Source organism: Pseudomarimonas salicorniae (assembly GCF_023156535.1).
Taxonomy (GTDB): Bacteria; Pseudomonadota; Gammaproteobacteria; order Xanthomonadales; family Xanthomonadaceae; genus Pseudomarimonas; species Pseudomarimonas salicorniae.
In genome coordinates this window covers 112,164-127,405 of the sequence record NZ_JALNMH010000012.1, presented here as the reverse complement: position 1 = coordinate 127,405, position 15,242 = coordinate 112,164, and the positions used below count along the sequence as shown (strand labels likewise).

General features: G+C 68.6%; 14 protein-coding genes and 1 tRNA gene. 8 read left to right on the top strand and 7 right to left on the bottom strand.

Features of this window, described 5'->3' with window-relative positions:
- Positions 1 to 114 precede the first annotated feature (114 nt).
- Both M0G41_RS18865 and M0G41_RS14665 read right to left on the bottom strand, forming a co-directional pair.
- The gene (locus tag M0G41_RS18865; RefSeq protein WP_248210598.1) at positions 115 to 1,686 is read right to left on the bottom strand and encodes a choice-of-anchor Q domain-containing protein; all 1,572 of its coding nucleotides are present in this window, start codon (positions 1,684 to 1,686) and stop codon (positions 115 to 117) included.
- Between the two features lie 97 nt (positions 1,687 to 1,783).
- A complete protein-coding gene (locus M0G41_RS14665) occupies positions 1,784 to 2,509 on the bottom strand; it encodes a DUF3667 domain-containing protein (RefSeq protein WP_248210597.1) in 726 nt (241 codons plus the stop codon).
- A 108-nt stretch (positions 2,510 to 2,617) separates the two neighbouring features.
- Here M0G41_RS14665 and M0G41_RS14660 point away from each other — a divergent pair, with 108 nt between their 5' ends.
- On the top strand, positions 2,618 to 3,085 hold the full coding sequence (locus M0G41_RS14660) for a YciI family protein (protein ID WP_248210595.1): 468 nt from the start codon (positions 2,618 to 2,620) through the stop codon (positions 3,083 to 3,085).
- Positions 3,086 to 3,092: 7 nt separating this feature from the next.
- Positions 3,093 to 3,638 carry a YaeQ family protein gene (locus M0G41_RS14655; protein ID WP_248210594.1) on the top strand — a complete coding sequence of 182 codons (546 nt, stop codon included), beginning with the start codon at positions 3,093 to 3,095 and terminating at the stop codon, positions 3,636 to 3,638.
- A gap of 121 nt (positions 3,639 to 3,759) precedes the next feature.
- On the opposite strand, the gene M0G41_RS14650 is transcribed toward M0G41_RS14655, so the two are convergent.
- Positions 3,760 to 5,787, bottom strand: coding sequence for a glycoside hydrolase family 97 protein (locus tag M0G41_RS14650; protein ID WP_248210593.1), 2,028 nt, complete (start codon positions 5,785 to 5,787; stop codon positions 3,760 to 3,762).
- A gap of 173 nt (positions 5,788 to 5,960) precedes the next feature.
- Between M0G41_RS14650 and serS the strand changes: the two genes are divergently transcribed.
- Together serS and M0G41_RS14640 are read left to right on the top strand one after the other, a co-directional pair.
- Positions 5,961 to 7,241, top strand: coding sequence for a serine--tRNA ligase (serS, locus tag M0G41_RS14645; protein WP_248210592.1), 1,281 nt, complete (start codon positions 5,961 to 5,963; stop codon positions 7,239 to 7,241).
- A gap of 352 nt (positions 7,242 to 7,593) precedes the next feature.
- On the top strand, positions 7,594 to 8,538 hold the full coding sequence (locus M0G41_RS14640; RefSeq protein ID WP_343226494.1) for a LysR family transcriptional regulator: 945 nt from the start codon (positions 7,594 to 7,596) through the stop codon (positions 8,536 to 8,538).
- Here the strand turns inward: M0G41_RS14640 and M0G41_RS14635 are convergent.
- Positions 8,514 to 9,698 (bottom strand): M12 family metallo-peptidase, encoded by a 1,185-nt coding sequence (locus tag M0G41_RS14635; RefSeq protein ID WP_248210591.1) that lies wholly within the window; start codon positions 9,696 to 9,698, stop codon positions 8,514 to 8,516. The two genes, M0G41_RS14640 and M0G41_RS14635, sit on opposite strands and share 25 nt — an antisense overlap.
- A 105-nt stretch (positions 9,699 to 9,803) precedes the next feature.
- On the opposite strand from M0G41_RS14635, the gene M0G41_RS14630 reads away from it, so the two are divergent.
- From M0G41_RS14630 to M0G41_RS14620, 3 genes are all read left to right on the top strand, one after another.
- Positions 9,804 to 9,893: transfer RNA gene (locus M0G41_RS14630), tRNA-Ser, on the top strand.
- A gap of 758 nt (positions 9,894 to 10,651) precedes the next feature.
- Positions 10,652 to 10,906, top strand: a complete 255-nt coding sequence (locus tag M0G41_RS14625) for a hypothetical protein (protein ID WP_248210589.1) — start codon at positions 10,652 to 10,654, stop codon at positions 10,904 to 10,906.
- A gap of 171 nt (positions 10,907 to 11,077) precedes the next feature.
- On the top strand, positions 11,078 to 11,347 hold the full coding sequence (locus M0G41_RS14620) for a hypothetical protein (protein WP_248210587.1): 270 nt from the start codon (positions 11,078 to 11,080) through the stop codon (positions 11,345 to 11,347).
- Between the two features lie 8 nt (positions 11,348 to 11,355).
- Here M0G41_RS14620 and M0G41_RS14615 read toward each other — a convergent pair whose 3' ends face one another.
- Together M0G41_RS14615 and M0G41_RS14610 are read right to left on the bottom strand one after the other, a co-directional pair.
- Positions 11,356 to 12,183 (bottom strand): hypothetical protein, encoded by an 828-nt coding sequence (locus tag M0G41_RS14615; RefSeq protein WP_248210586.1) that lies wholly within the window; start codon positions 12,181 to 12,183, stop codon positions 11,356 to 11,358.
- Positions 12,184 to 12,288: 105 nt separating this feature from the next.
- Positions 12,289 to 13,986, bottom strand: coding sequence for a sensor domain-containing diguanylate cyclase (locus tag M0G41_RS14610; protein ID WP_248210585.1), 1,698 nt, complete (start codon positions 13,984 to 13,986; stop codon positions 12,289 to 12,291).
- 81 nt (positions 13,987 to 14,067) lie between these two features.
- Between M0G41_RS14610 and M0G41_RS14605 the strand changes: the two genes are divergently transcribed.
- Positions 14,068 to 14,790, top strand: coding sequence for a DUF8198 family protein (locus M0G41_RS14605; protein WP_248210584.1), 723 nt, complete (start codon positions 14,068 to 14,070; stop codon positions 14,788 to 14,790).
- Between the two features lie 110 nt (positions 14,791 to 14,900).
- Here M0G41_RS14605 and M0G41_RS14600 read toward each other — a convergent pair whose 3' ends face one another.
- Positions 14,901 to 15,176, bottom strand: coding sequence for a polyhydroxyalkanoic acid system family protein (locus tag M0G41_RS14600; protein WP_248210583.1), 276 nt, complete (start codon positions 15,174 to 15,176; stop codon positions 14,901 to 14,903).
- Between the last annotated feature and the right edge of the window lie 66 nt (positions 15,177 to 15,242).

The window sequence follows — 15,242 nt, the reverse complement described above, 5'->3', positions numbered from 1 at the left end:
GCCCCGGACGGTACGATCGCCAGCAAGCTGACTCCTACAGCGGGACCGGGGCGAAGGCGCACTCTGCGCCCTTGCTGACCGTTTGTCCGTCCTTGGATGGTTCCCCGCAATCTCTCAAGGCGTCTCGAACCCGTCGAAGAAGATCCGCCCGTCCGGCTGGCGCTCGAAGCTGCCACGGTCGACGGCGCCGACGCGCGGTTCGCCGCGGGCGTCGGTGGGCGGGACCGGCGTGCCCGATCCGGCGACGCTGGCCACCCCGCTGTTGATCAGCGGGCTGTTCGCCGGTGCAGCGAGGGTCGGGACGAAGCCGCCGTTGTTAGCGGCAGCGCCGGGCAACAGCGGGTCGGCGAAGCTGGCGCCGGCGGTCACCGGCGTCTCCGCGCCGCCGTTGGTATTGCCGCTCTGGCGCTGGGCAGGCCACTGCTGGTTGCCGCCCCCGTCAAAGCTGGCCGGGTTGTTCATCGCCCAGTTGACGAAGACATTGCCGCCCCGGTTGTAGGCAAAGACGGTATTGGCGAGCCGCAGCTGGTTGGGGCTGCCGATGCTGATGCCGGCGGCGAACGCTGCGGTCGAGACATTGTGGGCGATCGTCGTGTTGATGATCTCGATGGGCGCGCCGCTGGGCAGGGCCATGGCGGCGCCCAGCCCTTCGCGGGCGATATTGCCGACGAAGGTTCCGTTGCGGATCAGGCCGGGCGCGTTGCCGGCAACGAACAGCCCGCCGAAGCCGCGCGCCTCGTTGTCGATGAAGCTGACCCGCTCCATGGCCCACGGGCCGTCCTGGATATAGGCGCCGCCGCTGTGCTGGCTGTTGCTCAGCTGGCGGTTGCCGCGGAACTCGACATCCTCGAAGCGGCTGCGGCTGGTGGCGTCGTACATCACGCTGAAGAAGCCGGCGCCGAAGGCATTGCTGGTGTTGCCGATGAAGCGGCTGCGGCAGACATCGACCCGCCGGTCGCCGCCGTCGACGCCGAAGGCGCCGCCGTTGCCGCCATTGCCCGGATTGCCGCCGGTGCCGATGGCGGCGTTGGTCTCGAACACGCTGTCGACGATATTGATCTCGCGGCTGCCCAGCGAATACAGCGCGCCGCCGTTGCTGCCGGAGTTGTTGCGGAAGGTGCAGCCGCCGATGTCGATGCGCTGCAAGAGTTCGCCGTAGAACGCGCCGCCGCCGTCGTCCTGTGTGCTTCCATCCAACGGCGCATGGTTGTTCTCGAACAGGCAGTTGACCAGCTTCAGGCTGAGCTTGTGCGGGAACTCGAAGTCGTGCTCCTTGTAGATCGCACCGCCGCGGCCGCTGCTGCGCGCATCGCGGAACGATATGTTCTGCAGGGTCACGGTGAACTGCGGCGCGTCCGGGCGCGGGTCGGGGTTGACCAAGCTGAGGATGCGGCGGCCGTTGCCGCCGGACAGGGTGACCAGGCCGCCGCCATCCAGCACCAGGCCGCGGCCGGCGACGAGGGTCTGGTCGACGACCACGGTGGTCGGCGCCGGACCCTGGTCGAGCAGGATCGGTCCGCCGGCATCCAGCGCCGCCTGCAGCGCGGTACGGGTGATGCTGCCGGGCGTGCCATTGCCGACCACGGTCGGTGCGTCCAGCGGCTCGGCAGTCACCGGCGTGCAGAATGACTGCGCGGCCAGCGGGCCGGGCAGGGCGATCAGCAGCAGGAGCGACGCGGCGCGCACCCCGCCACTCTATCGCCCTGCCGCAGGCGATGGCCGGGAAGCCGATAACCGGAAGTTTCGCCGGTGCCTGCGGCGAGCGATGGCGACTTCGCGCAGTTCAGCTGCCGAGCCCGGCGCGCAGGGAGGCCGCCAGACCCGCCCCAAGGGCCATGACTGCGAGGAACAGCACCAGGGCCGAGATCAGCACGACCGGGGCCCTGATCCAGTCGAAGGCGCTGCGCAGGCGCAGCGCGCCGGCGCAGTAGTAAAGCCACCACGCCGGCGGCACCAACAGGGTGAGCGTCACCGCCCCGGGCTGCAGGCCCAGTTCGCGCAGCCCCTGGCCGATCCACAGGGCCGCCAGCCCGACCGCCAGCAGCTGCGACCAGCCGTAGGTCGCGATGACCAGGTGCTCGGCGAGGTTCAGCGCCCGCTCGCGGAAGAAGTAGCGTTGGCACAGCGCCAAGCAGAGCATGAGCGGGGCATAGAGCACGGCGTTCCAGTCCGCGACCCAACTCGCTGCTACCTCCCGCTCCAGCGAGAGGCGCCCCTGCAGCACGCGGATCATGCCTTCGTCCAGCAGCGGCGCATTGGCCGCTCCGACCAGCACCGTCACCGCGGTGATGATGACGAAGTAGCGCGCCGGGCTGTAGTAGCGCGTCAGGCGGCCCTCGATAAAAGCCGTGGTCACCTGCCCCGGCCGCCAGAGCAGGTCCCAGGCCGTGCCGAGCAGACCGCGATCAAGATCAAGCAGCTCCTGGCGGGTGCGCCGCGCCAGGTAGGCAAGGGTGAGGCGCTCGCCCCGTCGGCTGGGGTCGGACCTCGGCTCGGGGTGCTCTTGCATGGTGAGACCTTCCGGGTGACCGCGCGAAGATAGCGCAGGCCATGCGCCCGTGACCGGATGCCGCTCGCGCAGGTACCCTGATCGCCCCTGAGCCACGAGGTGATCGCAATGATCCGCTCTGCCGCCGCGCTCTGCGCGCTGCTGGTCCTGTCGCTGCCGCTGGCGGCCGAGTCGCCGCCCGCGCCGGCACCGGCCGACCCTGCGCTCGCCAAGCGTCTGGGCGCTGATGAGTACGGCATGCGCCCCTATGTGCTGGTGATCCTCAAGACCGGCCCGAACAGAATGCCCGAGGGCGAGGCGCGCAAGGCCATGTTTGCCGGCCATTTCGCCAACATCAAGCGGCTGGCCGACGAGGGCAAGCTGGCCGTGGCCGGACCCTTCGGCCAGAACGAGGACGGCTGGCGCGGCCTGTTCCTGATGGCCACCGCCAGCCCGGAGGAGGCCAGGAGCTGGACCGAGGCCGATCCGGTGATCGTCAATGGCGAGATGGTCGCCGAGTACGTGCCCTGGTACGGCAGCGCGGCGCTGATGCAGGTGGCCGAGACCCACGAGAAGATCTCGGTGCAGTCGCCATGAGTCGCGCATGGCGCTGAAGGCCACCGTCTGCAAGGCGCAGCTGCAGGTCAGCGACATGGACCGCGGCTACTACGCCGCCCATGCACTGACCCTTGCCCAGCACCCCTCGGAGACCGTCGAGCGGCTGATGGTCCGTCTGCTCGCTTTCAGTCTGTTCGCCGACGAGCTGCTGCAGTTCGGCCGCGGTGTCAGCAGCGATGACGAGCCGGACCTCTGGCAGCGCTCGCTGGACGGCCGGATCGAGCACTGGATCGACCTCGGCCAGCCGGACGAGTCGCGCATCCGCCGCGCCTGCGGGCGCAGCGAGGCGGTCACCGTGATCGGCTACGCGCCGCGGAGCTTTGATCCGTGGTGGGACAAGCACGGCGCGGCGCTCGTTGCATTGAAGCCGCTGCAGGTGCTTTGCCTGCCGATGGGTGCGGCGGAGTCGCTGGCCGGACTGCATGGCCGCAGCATGGATCTGCAGTGCCTGATCCAGGACGGCACGGTGCAGCTGATCGACGCCGCGCAGACCGTCGAGATCACCCCGCGCTGGCTCAAGCGTCAAGACTGAACACGCGATTCCCTGTAGGAGCCAGCTTGCTGGCGATCACTCCCTGCGGGGTGCCGATCGCCAGCAAGCTGGCTCCTACATCGGACAGTTTCGGGCGGGCGCCCAGTCGAGCAGAGATCGACTAAGGGCGTTCGGCCTTGAAGCGGATCGCGGTGCCGCCGCCGGCGGCCAGGCGCAGGGTCATCCGCTCGCCTGCCTTCACCTCACGCTGTTCCACCACGAAGTCGAACGGAGCCTCGCGCCAGTGGGCGAACTGGCCGTCGCGGTAGATCTGCGCGGTGTAGCTGCGGGCGGGATCGAGGAAATCCAGCGCGATCTCCAGCACGCGGCCGTGCTCGTCGGTCAGGCTGCCGAGATACCAGTCCTCGCTGCGGCGGTCCTTGCGGGCGAAAGTCACGTAGTCGCCAATCTCGCCGTTGAGCACCCGCGTCTCGGCCCAGTCGGCAGGCACGTCGCGGATGAACTGGAAGGCCTTGCCGCGCTCTGCGTAGTGTTCGGGCAGGTCAGGCACCATCTGGATCGGGCTGTAGATCACAACGTACAGGGCCAGCTGCTTGGCCAGGGTGGTCTGCACTGCCTGGCCGCGGCCGGCGAGGCTCAGGATGCCCGGGGTGAAGTCCATGGGTCCCGATAGCATGCGGGTGAACACCAGGTTGGCCTCGTGCTCGGGCGGGTTGGTCGGATTGCCCCAGGCGGCATACTCCATGCCGCGTGCGCCCTCGCGGGCCACCCAGTTCGGGTAGGTGCGACGCAGTCCGGTGTCCTTGACCGGCTCGTGGGCGTTGATGGCGATCCTGCGCTTGGCCGCCTCGGTGACCACCCGCAGGTGGTGGCGCACCATCCACTGGCCGTCATGCCACTCGCGGCGGATCACGCCATCGCCGTCGTTGCGCTCGATCTGGCCGGCATCGGCGACATAGCCGGTCTTGATCGCGTCGACGCCGTGCTTTGCATACAGGTCCAGCGCGGCCTCCAGCTGCTTCTCGTAGTGGCTGACCGCGCCGCCGGTCTCGTGATGGCCGATCAGGCGCACGCCGCGCTGCTTGGCATAGGCGGCGAGGGCAGGGAGGTCGAAGTCGTCGACCCAACGGGTAAAGTCGAAGTCGTTGCCGTTGCCGAACCAGTTGCCGTCCCAGCCGGGATTCCAGCCTTCGACCAGCACGCCGCGAAAGCCGTTGTCGGCGGCGAAGTCGATATGCCTGCGAACGTTGGCGTTGTTGGCGCCGTGCTTGGGCCCCCGCGCCCAGCTGGCGGTGTCGAGGTGCATCTCCCACCAGACCCCGGCGTACTTGTGCGGGGTGAACCAGCCGATGTCGCCCAGCTTGTTGGGCTCGTTGAGGTTGAGGATGAGGTCGGCCGAGCGATACAGCGCCGGCGCACTGTCGGCGATCTGGATCGTCCGCCAGGGCGTGTGGAAGGGCGCCTGCCTCTGCACCTTCCAGCCCTCCGAGGCCGGCGAGAGCTGGGCGCGGAAGCGCTGGCCCTTGACCCGGCGCAGCCACATCCCCGAGTAGTCGACCAGGGCGGCCTCGTGCAGGGCGAGGTGAAGGCCGTCCGCGGTGCGCAGGGAGATCGGCGTATGCGCCTGGCCGACCTCGCGCAGGGGCGTCTTCTGGTAGAGGTATTCGTAGCGGTTCCATTCGCCGGCGGGGATCCACCAGGCGGTGGATTCCGGCGCGATGGCGATCTCGGTCAGCTCGTCGTCGATGGTGACCAGATCCAGATTCGCCTGCTTCGGCAGGTGATAGCGAAAGCCCAGGCCGTCATCGAAGACGCGGAATTCGAGTTCGAAGTGCCGCTTGAGATGAATGGTCTCTTCGAGGGTTGCGCGCAGGGCATTGTGGTGGTCGCGCACGAAGCGGCGCTCGCCCCAGGGCTGTTCCCAGGTCTCTTCATGGCTGCCCCGCGTTGCCTCGCGCAGGGCGAGGTTGCGCTCCAGCTTTTCCGCATCGCGCAACAGGAAGCCGAGCCGCGAGGGCGCGATGATCTCCTCGCCGAAGCGCAGCACGCGGTAGCTGGCCCGGCCCTCGTCGATGTGCAGCTCGACCTTCAGCACGTTTCCGGGCGAGGCGATCTCGGCGACCTTCTCCGCCCGCACGGTTAGCGCCGCAAGGGCCAGTACGGCGGGTAGCAGCAGGGGTATGCGCATGGACCGGTCTCCTCCCAGAACAGGAACCTGATCATCACGGGCGGCACGGCGCGGCCACAAGGCAATGCAAACGAATGCATCGCGGCAGAGCCCGACCGGCGGGCCGATTTGCCCCGTCCGGGTCCGCGGCCGGATAATCCGCGGCCGTTTTCGATTCCCCTGCGAGTGCCGCCATGCTGGATCCTGCCCTGTTCCGCGCCCGACTGGCCGAAACCGCCGAGACGCTCGCCCGTACCCGGGGTTTCCAGCTCGATGCCTCGGCGCTCGAGGCACTGGAGGCCGAGCGCAAGCAGATCCAGGTGCGCACCCAGGAGCTGCAGAACCTGCGCAATACCCGCTCCAAGGCGATCGGCCAGGCCAAGGCCAAGGGCGAGGACGTCTCTGCCCTGATGGCCGAGGTGGCCGGTTTCGGCGATGAGCTGAAGGCCTCCGAGGCGCGCCTCGAGACCCTGCGAGGCGAGCTTGATGCGCTGCTGGCGCAGGTGCCGAACATCCCGCACGCCAGCGTGCCGGCCGGCGCCGACGAGAAGGACAACGCCGAACAGCATCGCTGGGGCGAGCCGCGCAGCTTCGACTTCGAGGTCAAGGACCATGTCGATCTGGGCGCGCCGAACGGTTGGCTGGACGGCGAGGTTGCGGCCAAGCTGAGCGGATCGCGCTTCACCGTTCTGCGCGGGCCGGTCGCCCGCCTGCACCGGGCGCTGGCCCAGTTCATGCTGGACCTGCATGTTCAGGAGCACGGCTATCTCGAAACCAACGTTCCGCTGATCGTCAATCCGGACAGCATGCACGGCACCGGTCAGCTGCCGAAGTTCGAGGAGGACCTGTTCTCGCTCGAAGTCGGCGAGAGCCGGCGCTACCTGATCCCGACCAGCGAGGTGCCGCTGACCAACCTGGTCCGCGGCGAGATCGTCGACGCCGCCCATCTGCCGCTGCGCATGACCGCGCACTCGATGTGCTTCCGCGCCGAGGCCGGCAGCTACGGCCGCGACGTCAAGGGCATGATCCGTCAGCACCAGTTCGAGAAGGTCGAGCTGGTCTCGGTCTGCCGCCCGGAGGACAGCGAGGCCGAGCACGAGCGGATGACCCGCTGCGCCGAGGTCGTGCTGGAGAAGCTCGGCCTGCCGTACCGGCGCATGCTGCTGTGCACCGGCGACATGGGCTTCTCGGCGATGAAGACCTTCGACCTCGAGGTCTGGCTGCCGAGCCAGAATACCTACCGCGAGATCAGCTCCTGCTCGAACTGCGGCGACTTCCAGGCCCGCCGCATGCAGGCGCGCTGGCGCAATCCCGAGACGAACAAGCCCGAACTGCTGCATACGCTCAACGGATCCGGCGTCGCCGTCGGCCGCGCTCTGATCGCGGTGATGGAGAACTACCAGCAGGCCGACGGCAGCATCGAGGTGCCGGCCGCGCTGCAGCCATACATGGGCGGAGTCACCCGCATCGGCTGAGCGGCCCGCTGGATTCAACCAGCCGGCGCCGACCTCTACCGCGGTGCGACCTTTGCGACGTCGGAGCCGAGGCTCGGGCGTCGCGCATTCAGTGCGCGAAGTTCGCATTCGCCCCGGTCCCGCTGTAGGAGCCAGCTTGCTGGCGATCGTCCCGTCCGGGGCGCCTATCGCCAGCAAGCTGGCTCCTACATTCGGGTTTTGCGGAAGGTCTGGTTCGCGCCCTTCCTTCGCACTGACAGCCGCCGCTCCCCCGGTTTTTCCGAGACGCCCCTCGGAAGGCGCCCATGCGCCGCTTGCCGCCTGCGGCCGTCTGTGTCGGAATGCGGCCGTTGCCTCGCGGATGCCACGCACCATGGACGACCTCAACGACCTCGCCCTGTTCGCCCTGGTGGTCGAGCATGCGGGCTTTGCCGCGGTCGAGCGTGAGACCGGCATCCCCAAGTCGCGTCTTTCCCGCCGGGTGTCGGCGCTTGAGGAATCGCTGGGTGTGCGCCTTCTGCAGCGATCCACCCGCCGTTTCGCCGTTACCGATGTCGGCCTTCAGGTCTACCGGCATGCGCGGGCGATGCGTGAGGAGGCCGAGGCGGCGCGAATGGTGGTGGCCGAGCTGTCCGGCGAACCCAGTGGCCTGCTCAAGGTCAGCTGTCCGGTGGCCCTGGCCCAGGTGCAGCTTGCCGAGGTGCTGCCGGCCTTCCTCGCCCGCTATCCCAAGGTGCGCCTGCAGCTGATGGTCAGCAACCGACGGGTGGACGTGATCGACGAGGGCATCGATATCGCCCTCCGCGTGCGCAACCGGATCGACGAGGATCCCGGCCTGATCGTCCGCCAGTTCGGCGCCACCCGCGAACTGCTGGTAGCCAGCCCTGGCTACCTCGGCCTGCACGGCGAGCCGACCCATCCTTCCGAACTGGCCGGGCACAGCATCCTGAGCATGATTGACGACCCGGGTACCCAGCGCTGGGAGCTGCACAACAGCGAGGGGCGGACGGCGCGGGTGGAGTTCGAGCCGCGGGTCGCGGCCAAGGATTTCCCGACCCTGCGCCACCTCGCCATGCACGGGCTGGGCGTGGCATTGCTTCCGGAAACGATGTGCCAGGAGCAATTCGAACGCAATCACCTACAGCGGGTGCTGCCCGCCTGGGATCTGCCACTGGGCATCTGCCACGCGGTGTTCGCCTCGCGACGGGGCATGCTGCCCGCCCTGCGCGCCTTCATCGACCACCTGGCCGCGGAAATCCCGCGCACCCTGCCAAGGCAGGGGCAGGGCGGGTCTCAGCCCTCGAAACCGTTGGCGTAGATGCCGCTTCCCGTGGTCACCGCGGTCAGGCAGCTGGCCGAGGCGGCCCGCGGCAGCATCGCATCGAGTGAGCACTGCGAGAACTGGTTCAATCCACCGTTGACCGAAGGGCTCATGATCCATGTGCCGCTGGCGCAGCTCGATGTTCCGCCATCGTGGTTCGCGCCGAAGTTGTGGCCCATCTCATGGGCGATGATCACCGCCGTGCTGGCCGAGCCGCTGCGTACCTGGTTGATGGCATAGCCGAAGCTGCTGCTGCAGAGCACGCCGACATAGGCCACGCCGGCCGTGCTGCCGTCGAAGTCCTTGCCGCTGAACAGGTGGTTGAGGCCGCCCTTGGGGATGCTGTTGCCGGCGCCGCCCGACATATAGCTGCGGAAGGTGGAGATCAGGGTCGGTTCGCCGCTGCCGCCTGAGGCCAGTGTCATGGTCAGCGGGCCGTTGTCGGTCAGATGGCGCAGTGTGCCCAGGCGGATCTGCACCGACAGCTGGGCGCGGTAGAAGCCGTCGACGACGTTGAGGCGGCCGGCGACGATGCTGTCGCGGTTGCTGCCGTGCAGCGTGGTGAACTCGGTGTCGGTGACGACCGTGAGGTTCAACTCGCGCAGCGTCGCCTTGGCCTGCGGCAGGTACTCACCGATGTCCTTGATAAAGGACTGGTAGCTGGAGCGGGCAGGCAGGCTATCGTGCGCCAGCCCCTCGATCACCAGGTCGTCCATGCGGTAGATCACATGTCCGGCCCCGTCGGGCACGCTGCCGATCGACTTGGCGGCGGCAGCAGGGTCGAGGAAATGCACGGTCTTGCCATCGAACCAGGCGCCCTGCCAGGTGCGGCCCTGGCGGTTCAGTCGTACCCAGCTTCCGGGCACGTCGGCCACACGGCCCTCGAACAGTTCGACCTGCGACCACTCCAGGCGCTTGCGGAAGTCGGCGGGCATGTGGCCGAGCAGGGTGCGGTTCGGCTCCAGTTCGAAGACCACCGAGCGGCCGGGCAGGGCCAGCTCCAGCAGGGCAGCACCTGACTTGCCCGCAGCGATCGGCCGCGGCTCGGCGGGCAGGGTATGCAGGACCAGGATCTCGCCGCCAATGGCCGCGCTCAACGGCAGGGCTGCCAGGATCCAGGCCCAGAAGGCACGCTTCGACACGATCAGGGGTACCACGGTTCGGCTCAGCGCGCAGTCTGCCCCGAACCACACCAAGGGGAACGTCGACGCGGTTCACAGTTTCGCGCCTGTCTGACCAGCGGCTACACTTGCCGACCAGACGGAGAGATGGCCGAGCGGTTTAAGGCAGCAGTCTTGAAAACTGCCGTGGGTTTACGCCCACCGTGGGTTCGAATCCCACTCTCTCCGCCACTTCTTCGAAGCGGCTCCGGTCGCGCGACTCCCCGGCCCTGCGCTGATACAGCGCAGGGCGTTCGGTGCGCCGCGAACCTGGCGGTTCGCAAGCGGCGCTCCTCACCCCACTCTCTCCGCCACTTCTTCGAAGCGGCTCCGGTCGCGCGATTCCCCGGCCCTGAGCTGATACAGCGCAGGGCGTTCGGTGCGCCGCGAACCTGGCGGTTCGCAACCGGCAGCTCTCACCGCACTCCTCCCGCCGGCTCCCGATCGTTTACCTCCGGGGAAGCTGCCCTGGTCTTGGAGGCGACCACTCAAGTCGCGAGGCGCTGGAGGTCTTCTGCGGTTGCATGTTTTCCATTCGCCCGGCCCGTCAAATGGCGGGGCTCCTGGAGGATCGCGCTTGGGCGCGACCGAGGCGCTACAGATGCACCGCAGACCGGGGCTGGGCCGCAACTCCGCGGTCGTGCCCAAGGGCACTCCCACTAAAGAAACGGAAGGGTGGCGCGGGTACACGGTTCGGGCGCAAAGCAGAGCTTGCGATGCCGTTGCATGCAGGAGCCCGCTTGCTGGCGATCGTCCCATCCAGGGCGCCTATCGCCAGCAAGCTGGCTCCTACGTTCGGGTTTTGCGGAAGGTCTGCTTCGCGCCCGACTCGGGCAACTGCCGATCAGGGCAGGAGCTGCCGGGCGCACGCTGCCGCGATGGCCAACAGGGGTGGGAGATCCGTCGCGCTCGTGACACCTGCTAGTCGAGCCTTAGGGAAGTTGCGCTTGATGAGCTGGTACCGAGCCGAAGTCTGCGAGCCTGCTGCGGTGCAGGCCTTCCTCGATCACGTGGAGCGGGGCGCGCAGCGCGCCGATCGCGATGGGGTGATGATCGAGGGCGCGCAGGTGCTGGCCGAACAGGCGCGCTACGGTCTGGTGTTCTATTTCAACGAACTGGCCCGCGCCTCCATCCTGTTCCTGAGGTTCACCGCATCCGAGGCCTGCGAGCCGCCGCGCTCGGAGGGGCTGGAAGCGCTGCTCTGACGCGGACGCTCGGCGGTGCCGGGAGCGGCTAGGAAAATTCCTACACGGCGCGCCGGCTTCGACCGATACCGGCGAGGGATACGGGCCGGCAAGCTTCCGGGCACCGGGCCGAAGCGGATCCACAGGGAAGCGGATCTCCCCGGCCCCGCCCTCCCGCCAGGACCCGCCGCCATGATCAGCTATCGCGTCATTCCCTCTGCCCACCGTTTCGCGGTCTTCCGGGAGGGGGTCCACAAAGGGGTGCATGATCTAGAGGCCCGGGCGATCCAGGCCGCCAAGTTCATGGCCGCGGTCGAGGCCTCACGCTTTGGCGAGCACACCGAGGTGCTGCTCCACCTGCCGGGTCGGGTCGACCTGCTCGGCAGCTTTTCTCCCGGAGAGGCCCTGCGGCCCCCTCTGCCCGCCCTGCAGGTCGGCGACGAACTCGTAGCGCTGCGCTGAGCGCCTTCTCAGAAGAGCTCGATATCGCCGGCGTCGGTGGACACGCTGCCGCTGCCCGCCTGGCGCTCCTCGGCGGTAGTGAAACGGCGCTGCCGCTCGTTTCGCCAGGCCTCGACATCGAAGGGCTGTTCCCCAACCTCGTTAAGCGCGCTGCGCAGGCTTTCGAAGTCCGCCAGCAGATGCTGGAGGATCTGATCGGTGCGGTCCTGGAACTGCAGCTTGACGATCAGCTGGTCGATCGCCTCGCGGCTGGAGTCGACGAAATGCTTGACACGCGCGGCAGCGGCCTCGAGTTCGGCGGTGTCGGAATGCAGCATCTCGTCGATGCGGTCGAGCCCGGACTCCAGTTCTCCCAGCGCACCGATCCCCGCGGTTTCGACGACTTCGGCGGCCTCGACCAGGGTATTGACCCGCTGCAGGGCCGCGCCATCACCACCGCCGCCGAGCAGGTCAAGGAAGCGGGCCAGATCGGCGTCGTCGGGATAGCGCTCGCGGAGCACCTGGGCCTGGTCGGCCAGTGGGCCGAGCAGGGCCTTGACCGGGCGTGCAGCCTCGATGGCCTGTTCCAGCGGTTCCATCGCCTGCTTGAGCTTGCCGGCGCGGTCGCGCAGCGAGGCACCGGCGGCGCGGGCGCCCTGCGAGGCGGAGACCTTGGCTTCGGAAGCCCTCTGGGCGAGGTTGGCGAGACCGAACACGGCTGGCAGAAGCCCTTCCACGTTCTCGCGGATCAGACTGGCCAGCGAGGTGATCAGCTGGCTCCACTCCTGGAGAATCGGATGCAGCTGCTCCGAGAGCTGGTCACCCCCGGGTCCGCCCGTCTTTCCCTGTTCGGCCATGGTTGCCTCTCCCAGGCGCTCCGTTGCTGAACAATCTAGCAGGCCGTGGCCTGAGCGAGCAGTAGGGATCACCCCTGCTTGCGGTCTGCAAACAAGGGCTTCTGCTCAGCCGGTCCCCTGGCCGGCGGGCTCGCTGGCGGGCACCGGTGCGGATACGACGCGGTCGCGGCCCTGCTCCTTGGCCTGCTGAACGGCCTTCTCCGCCGCGCGCAGGCAGACACCGGGCTCGTTGCCGTGCAGCGGGTAAAGGGCGATGCCGATCGAGCAATGGACCGCCTCCACGCGCCGACCGTGCAGGTCGATCGGCGCCGAGTGCAGGGCGCGGCGCAGCAGCTCCGCACGGTCGAGCGCGGTGGCGAGATCGACCTCCGGCATCAGCACGAGGAACTCCTCGCCGCCGTGGCGGCCAGCGATGTCCTCGGGGCGGATGGTCTGCTGGATCAACTGGCCGATCTGGCCCAGCGCTGCGTCGCCGGCCTCATGGCTGTGGCGTTCGTTGAAGCGCTTGAAGTCGTCCAGGTCGATCAGCAGGAGGGCCAGGGTCTGCTGGCCGCGGCGCGCGCGCAGGCACTCCCGAAGCAGCGAGGCATCGATGTAGCGGCGGTTGAAGAGCCCGGTGGTGGGGTCGCGCACCGACTGTACGCGCAGCGACTCCTGCAGGCGCAGCTGGCTGATCGACAAGGCCAGCAGGTCGGCGATGCCCTGGGCAATGCGCCGCTCGCGGCGGCCTGGGGCGACATCGCCGGACAGATGCAGCACGCCGATGGCGTCGCCCTGGTTCATCAGCGGCACACAGAGCACGTGACGGGGGTCGCTGCCCTCGGTCAGGTGCCGGCAGGGCGGGGCCTGCGGGTCGTTGGGATAGGGAATGCCGCGGCGGATCGCCCAGCAGTCCTCGACGGTGAACATGTCCTCGAGCGGCACCTCGGGCTTGCCCCAGGCAACTTGGCGGCGGATCACGTTGCGCGAAGGCGCCTGCAGGTAGAGCGCACCATGGAACTGGGAGAGCACGTGTTGCATCGAGGACTTCAGCACCTCGCCGATCTCTTCGATGTTGCGCGTCGGGCGCAGCTGGTCGCCGAGCTCGCCCAGACGGTCGAGGTCGCCGGCGTGGCGCTGCGCGACCTTCTGCTCGCGTTCGGCCTGGGCAGTCAGGCGCCGCTGCTCGTCCTCGGCCCGTTGCCGGGCCCGGGCTTCGAAATACAACAGGGAGATCTGCAGGCCGAGCAGGGGCAGGGCCAGCAGCAGGAGCAGCCAGCCAAGCATGCTGCGCAGGGCGGATGACGACTCGATGGACTCCAGTTGGCCAAGGGCCTCCGCGTGAAGGGCGCTGACCAGGGTGTCGGCGCGATCCTGCAGTCCGCCTATGCCTGCCTCGGCGAGTCCGCGGTCACCGAAGACCGGGCCGGTCGCCCGGCGCTGCGACTGCAGCCGCTCCACTTCGCCACGCAGCTCACCGATCAGGGCTTCAAGCTGGCGGACGTTGTTCCGGGCGCTGTCGCTGAGGGCGTGGCGGGCGAGGCCTGCCAGAGCGGCGTCGGTGGCCGAGCGGTGGCGCTCGGCGCGAGCCAGGCCGTCGCCGCGACCCTGCGCGATCCAGGCCGACTCCGCTGCGGCCAATGCATGCACCTCGCCGCGAAGCCACAGTGCGTGCTCGATGGTCTGCGCGGCATCCCGAGCCCCTTCGGCCTGCCACTGCGACCACAGCCCCAGGCCGCGTTGGGCGAGCAGCACCAGCAGCAGGGCAGCAAGCAGCCCAAGCAGGACGGCACGGCGCGGCGAAGCGGTGGGTTGGGCACTCATGCCGGCATCATCGGCAAGCCCCGCAGCCGGCGCAAGCCGGCGACCACTTCAACACCACGTCAGGCTGGAGATAATGGGGGCATGCGCCGATCCCCCGTCCAGGCACGACTGCCCCAGCTGCTCGAAGCCAACCGCCGGCTTCACGACCCCGACCTCGAGCCGCGCAACCGACTGCCACTGCTCGGGCCGCTGCGCCGCTGGCAGGCCGAACGGCTGCGCGAGAGCTTTACCGATTTCCTGGCGTCGCCGCGCGAGCGGCCGGCCGCCGAGTTCTTTCTGTCCGACCTCTATGGCGACTTCGACGTCAGCGGGCGCGACCGCGATGTCGAGCGCGTGCTGCCGGTGATGCGCCGGGTGCTCCCGGACAAGCTGCTCGGGGCAGCGGCCGACGCCATCGAGCTGGCCGCCCTCAGCCACGCCCTGGACCTGCGCCTGGCCGCGACCCTGCACACCCTGATCGAGCGTCCGCCGATCACAGTCGAGGCCTACGCCGAGGCCTACCGGAAAATGGGCTTGCGCCGACTGCGCCGGCACCAGGTCATGCTGATCCACCAGGTCGGCATCGACCTTGACCGCGCGGTGTCGAAGCCGGCTATCGGGACCCTGCTGCGACTGTCGCGGGGGCCAGCCAGGGCGGCGGGTCTTGCCGAGTTGCAGACCTTTCTGGAGCGCGGCTTCTCCGCTTTCCGGGCGCTGGGAGGGGCCAGCGGGTTTGTAGAGGAGATCGCGCGGCGTGAGCTGGAGGTCAGCCGACGCCTGTTCGAGGGTCATCCGGAGCCCTTCGCGGTGACGCCCCGTGGTTAGTGTCCTGCCGCGGCACTGCCACGCCCTGCGAGGCGCGCCTTGCTGGCCGGCGGCACACCCGCCGGCGTGGGGCGCTGGACTTGCTCAGGGTCTCCCCGGGGAGTCGGCGATCAGCCGAACTCCTTGTCGATGTACTCGTGGATGGCCCTCTCCACCGGCCCCTTCAACGCCCCGAGCAGGAACCCGAGGTTGGCCACCACGGTGACCTTGTGCTTCTCGAGATGGATATGGCCATCGACGCCGGTGCGCTGGAAGTGAAGGGTCTCGCCCTCCCACTCGTATTCGACATCGAAGCGCTCCGCGATATGCTCGGCCACGCGTTCCACTGAGGCCTTGGCGGCCTTGATCGGTTTGCTGTGCTGGCGTTCTACTCGAACTGTCGGCATCGGCGTCCTCCCTTGGTGGCCGCATCATGCGCCGGCGCGCCGCAGTTGTCAGCCCGATGCTTCACC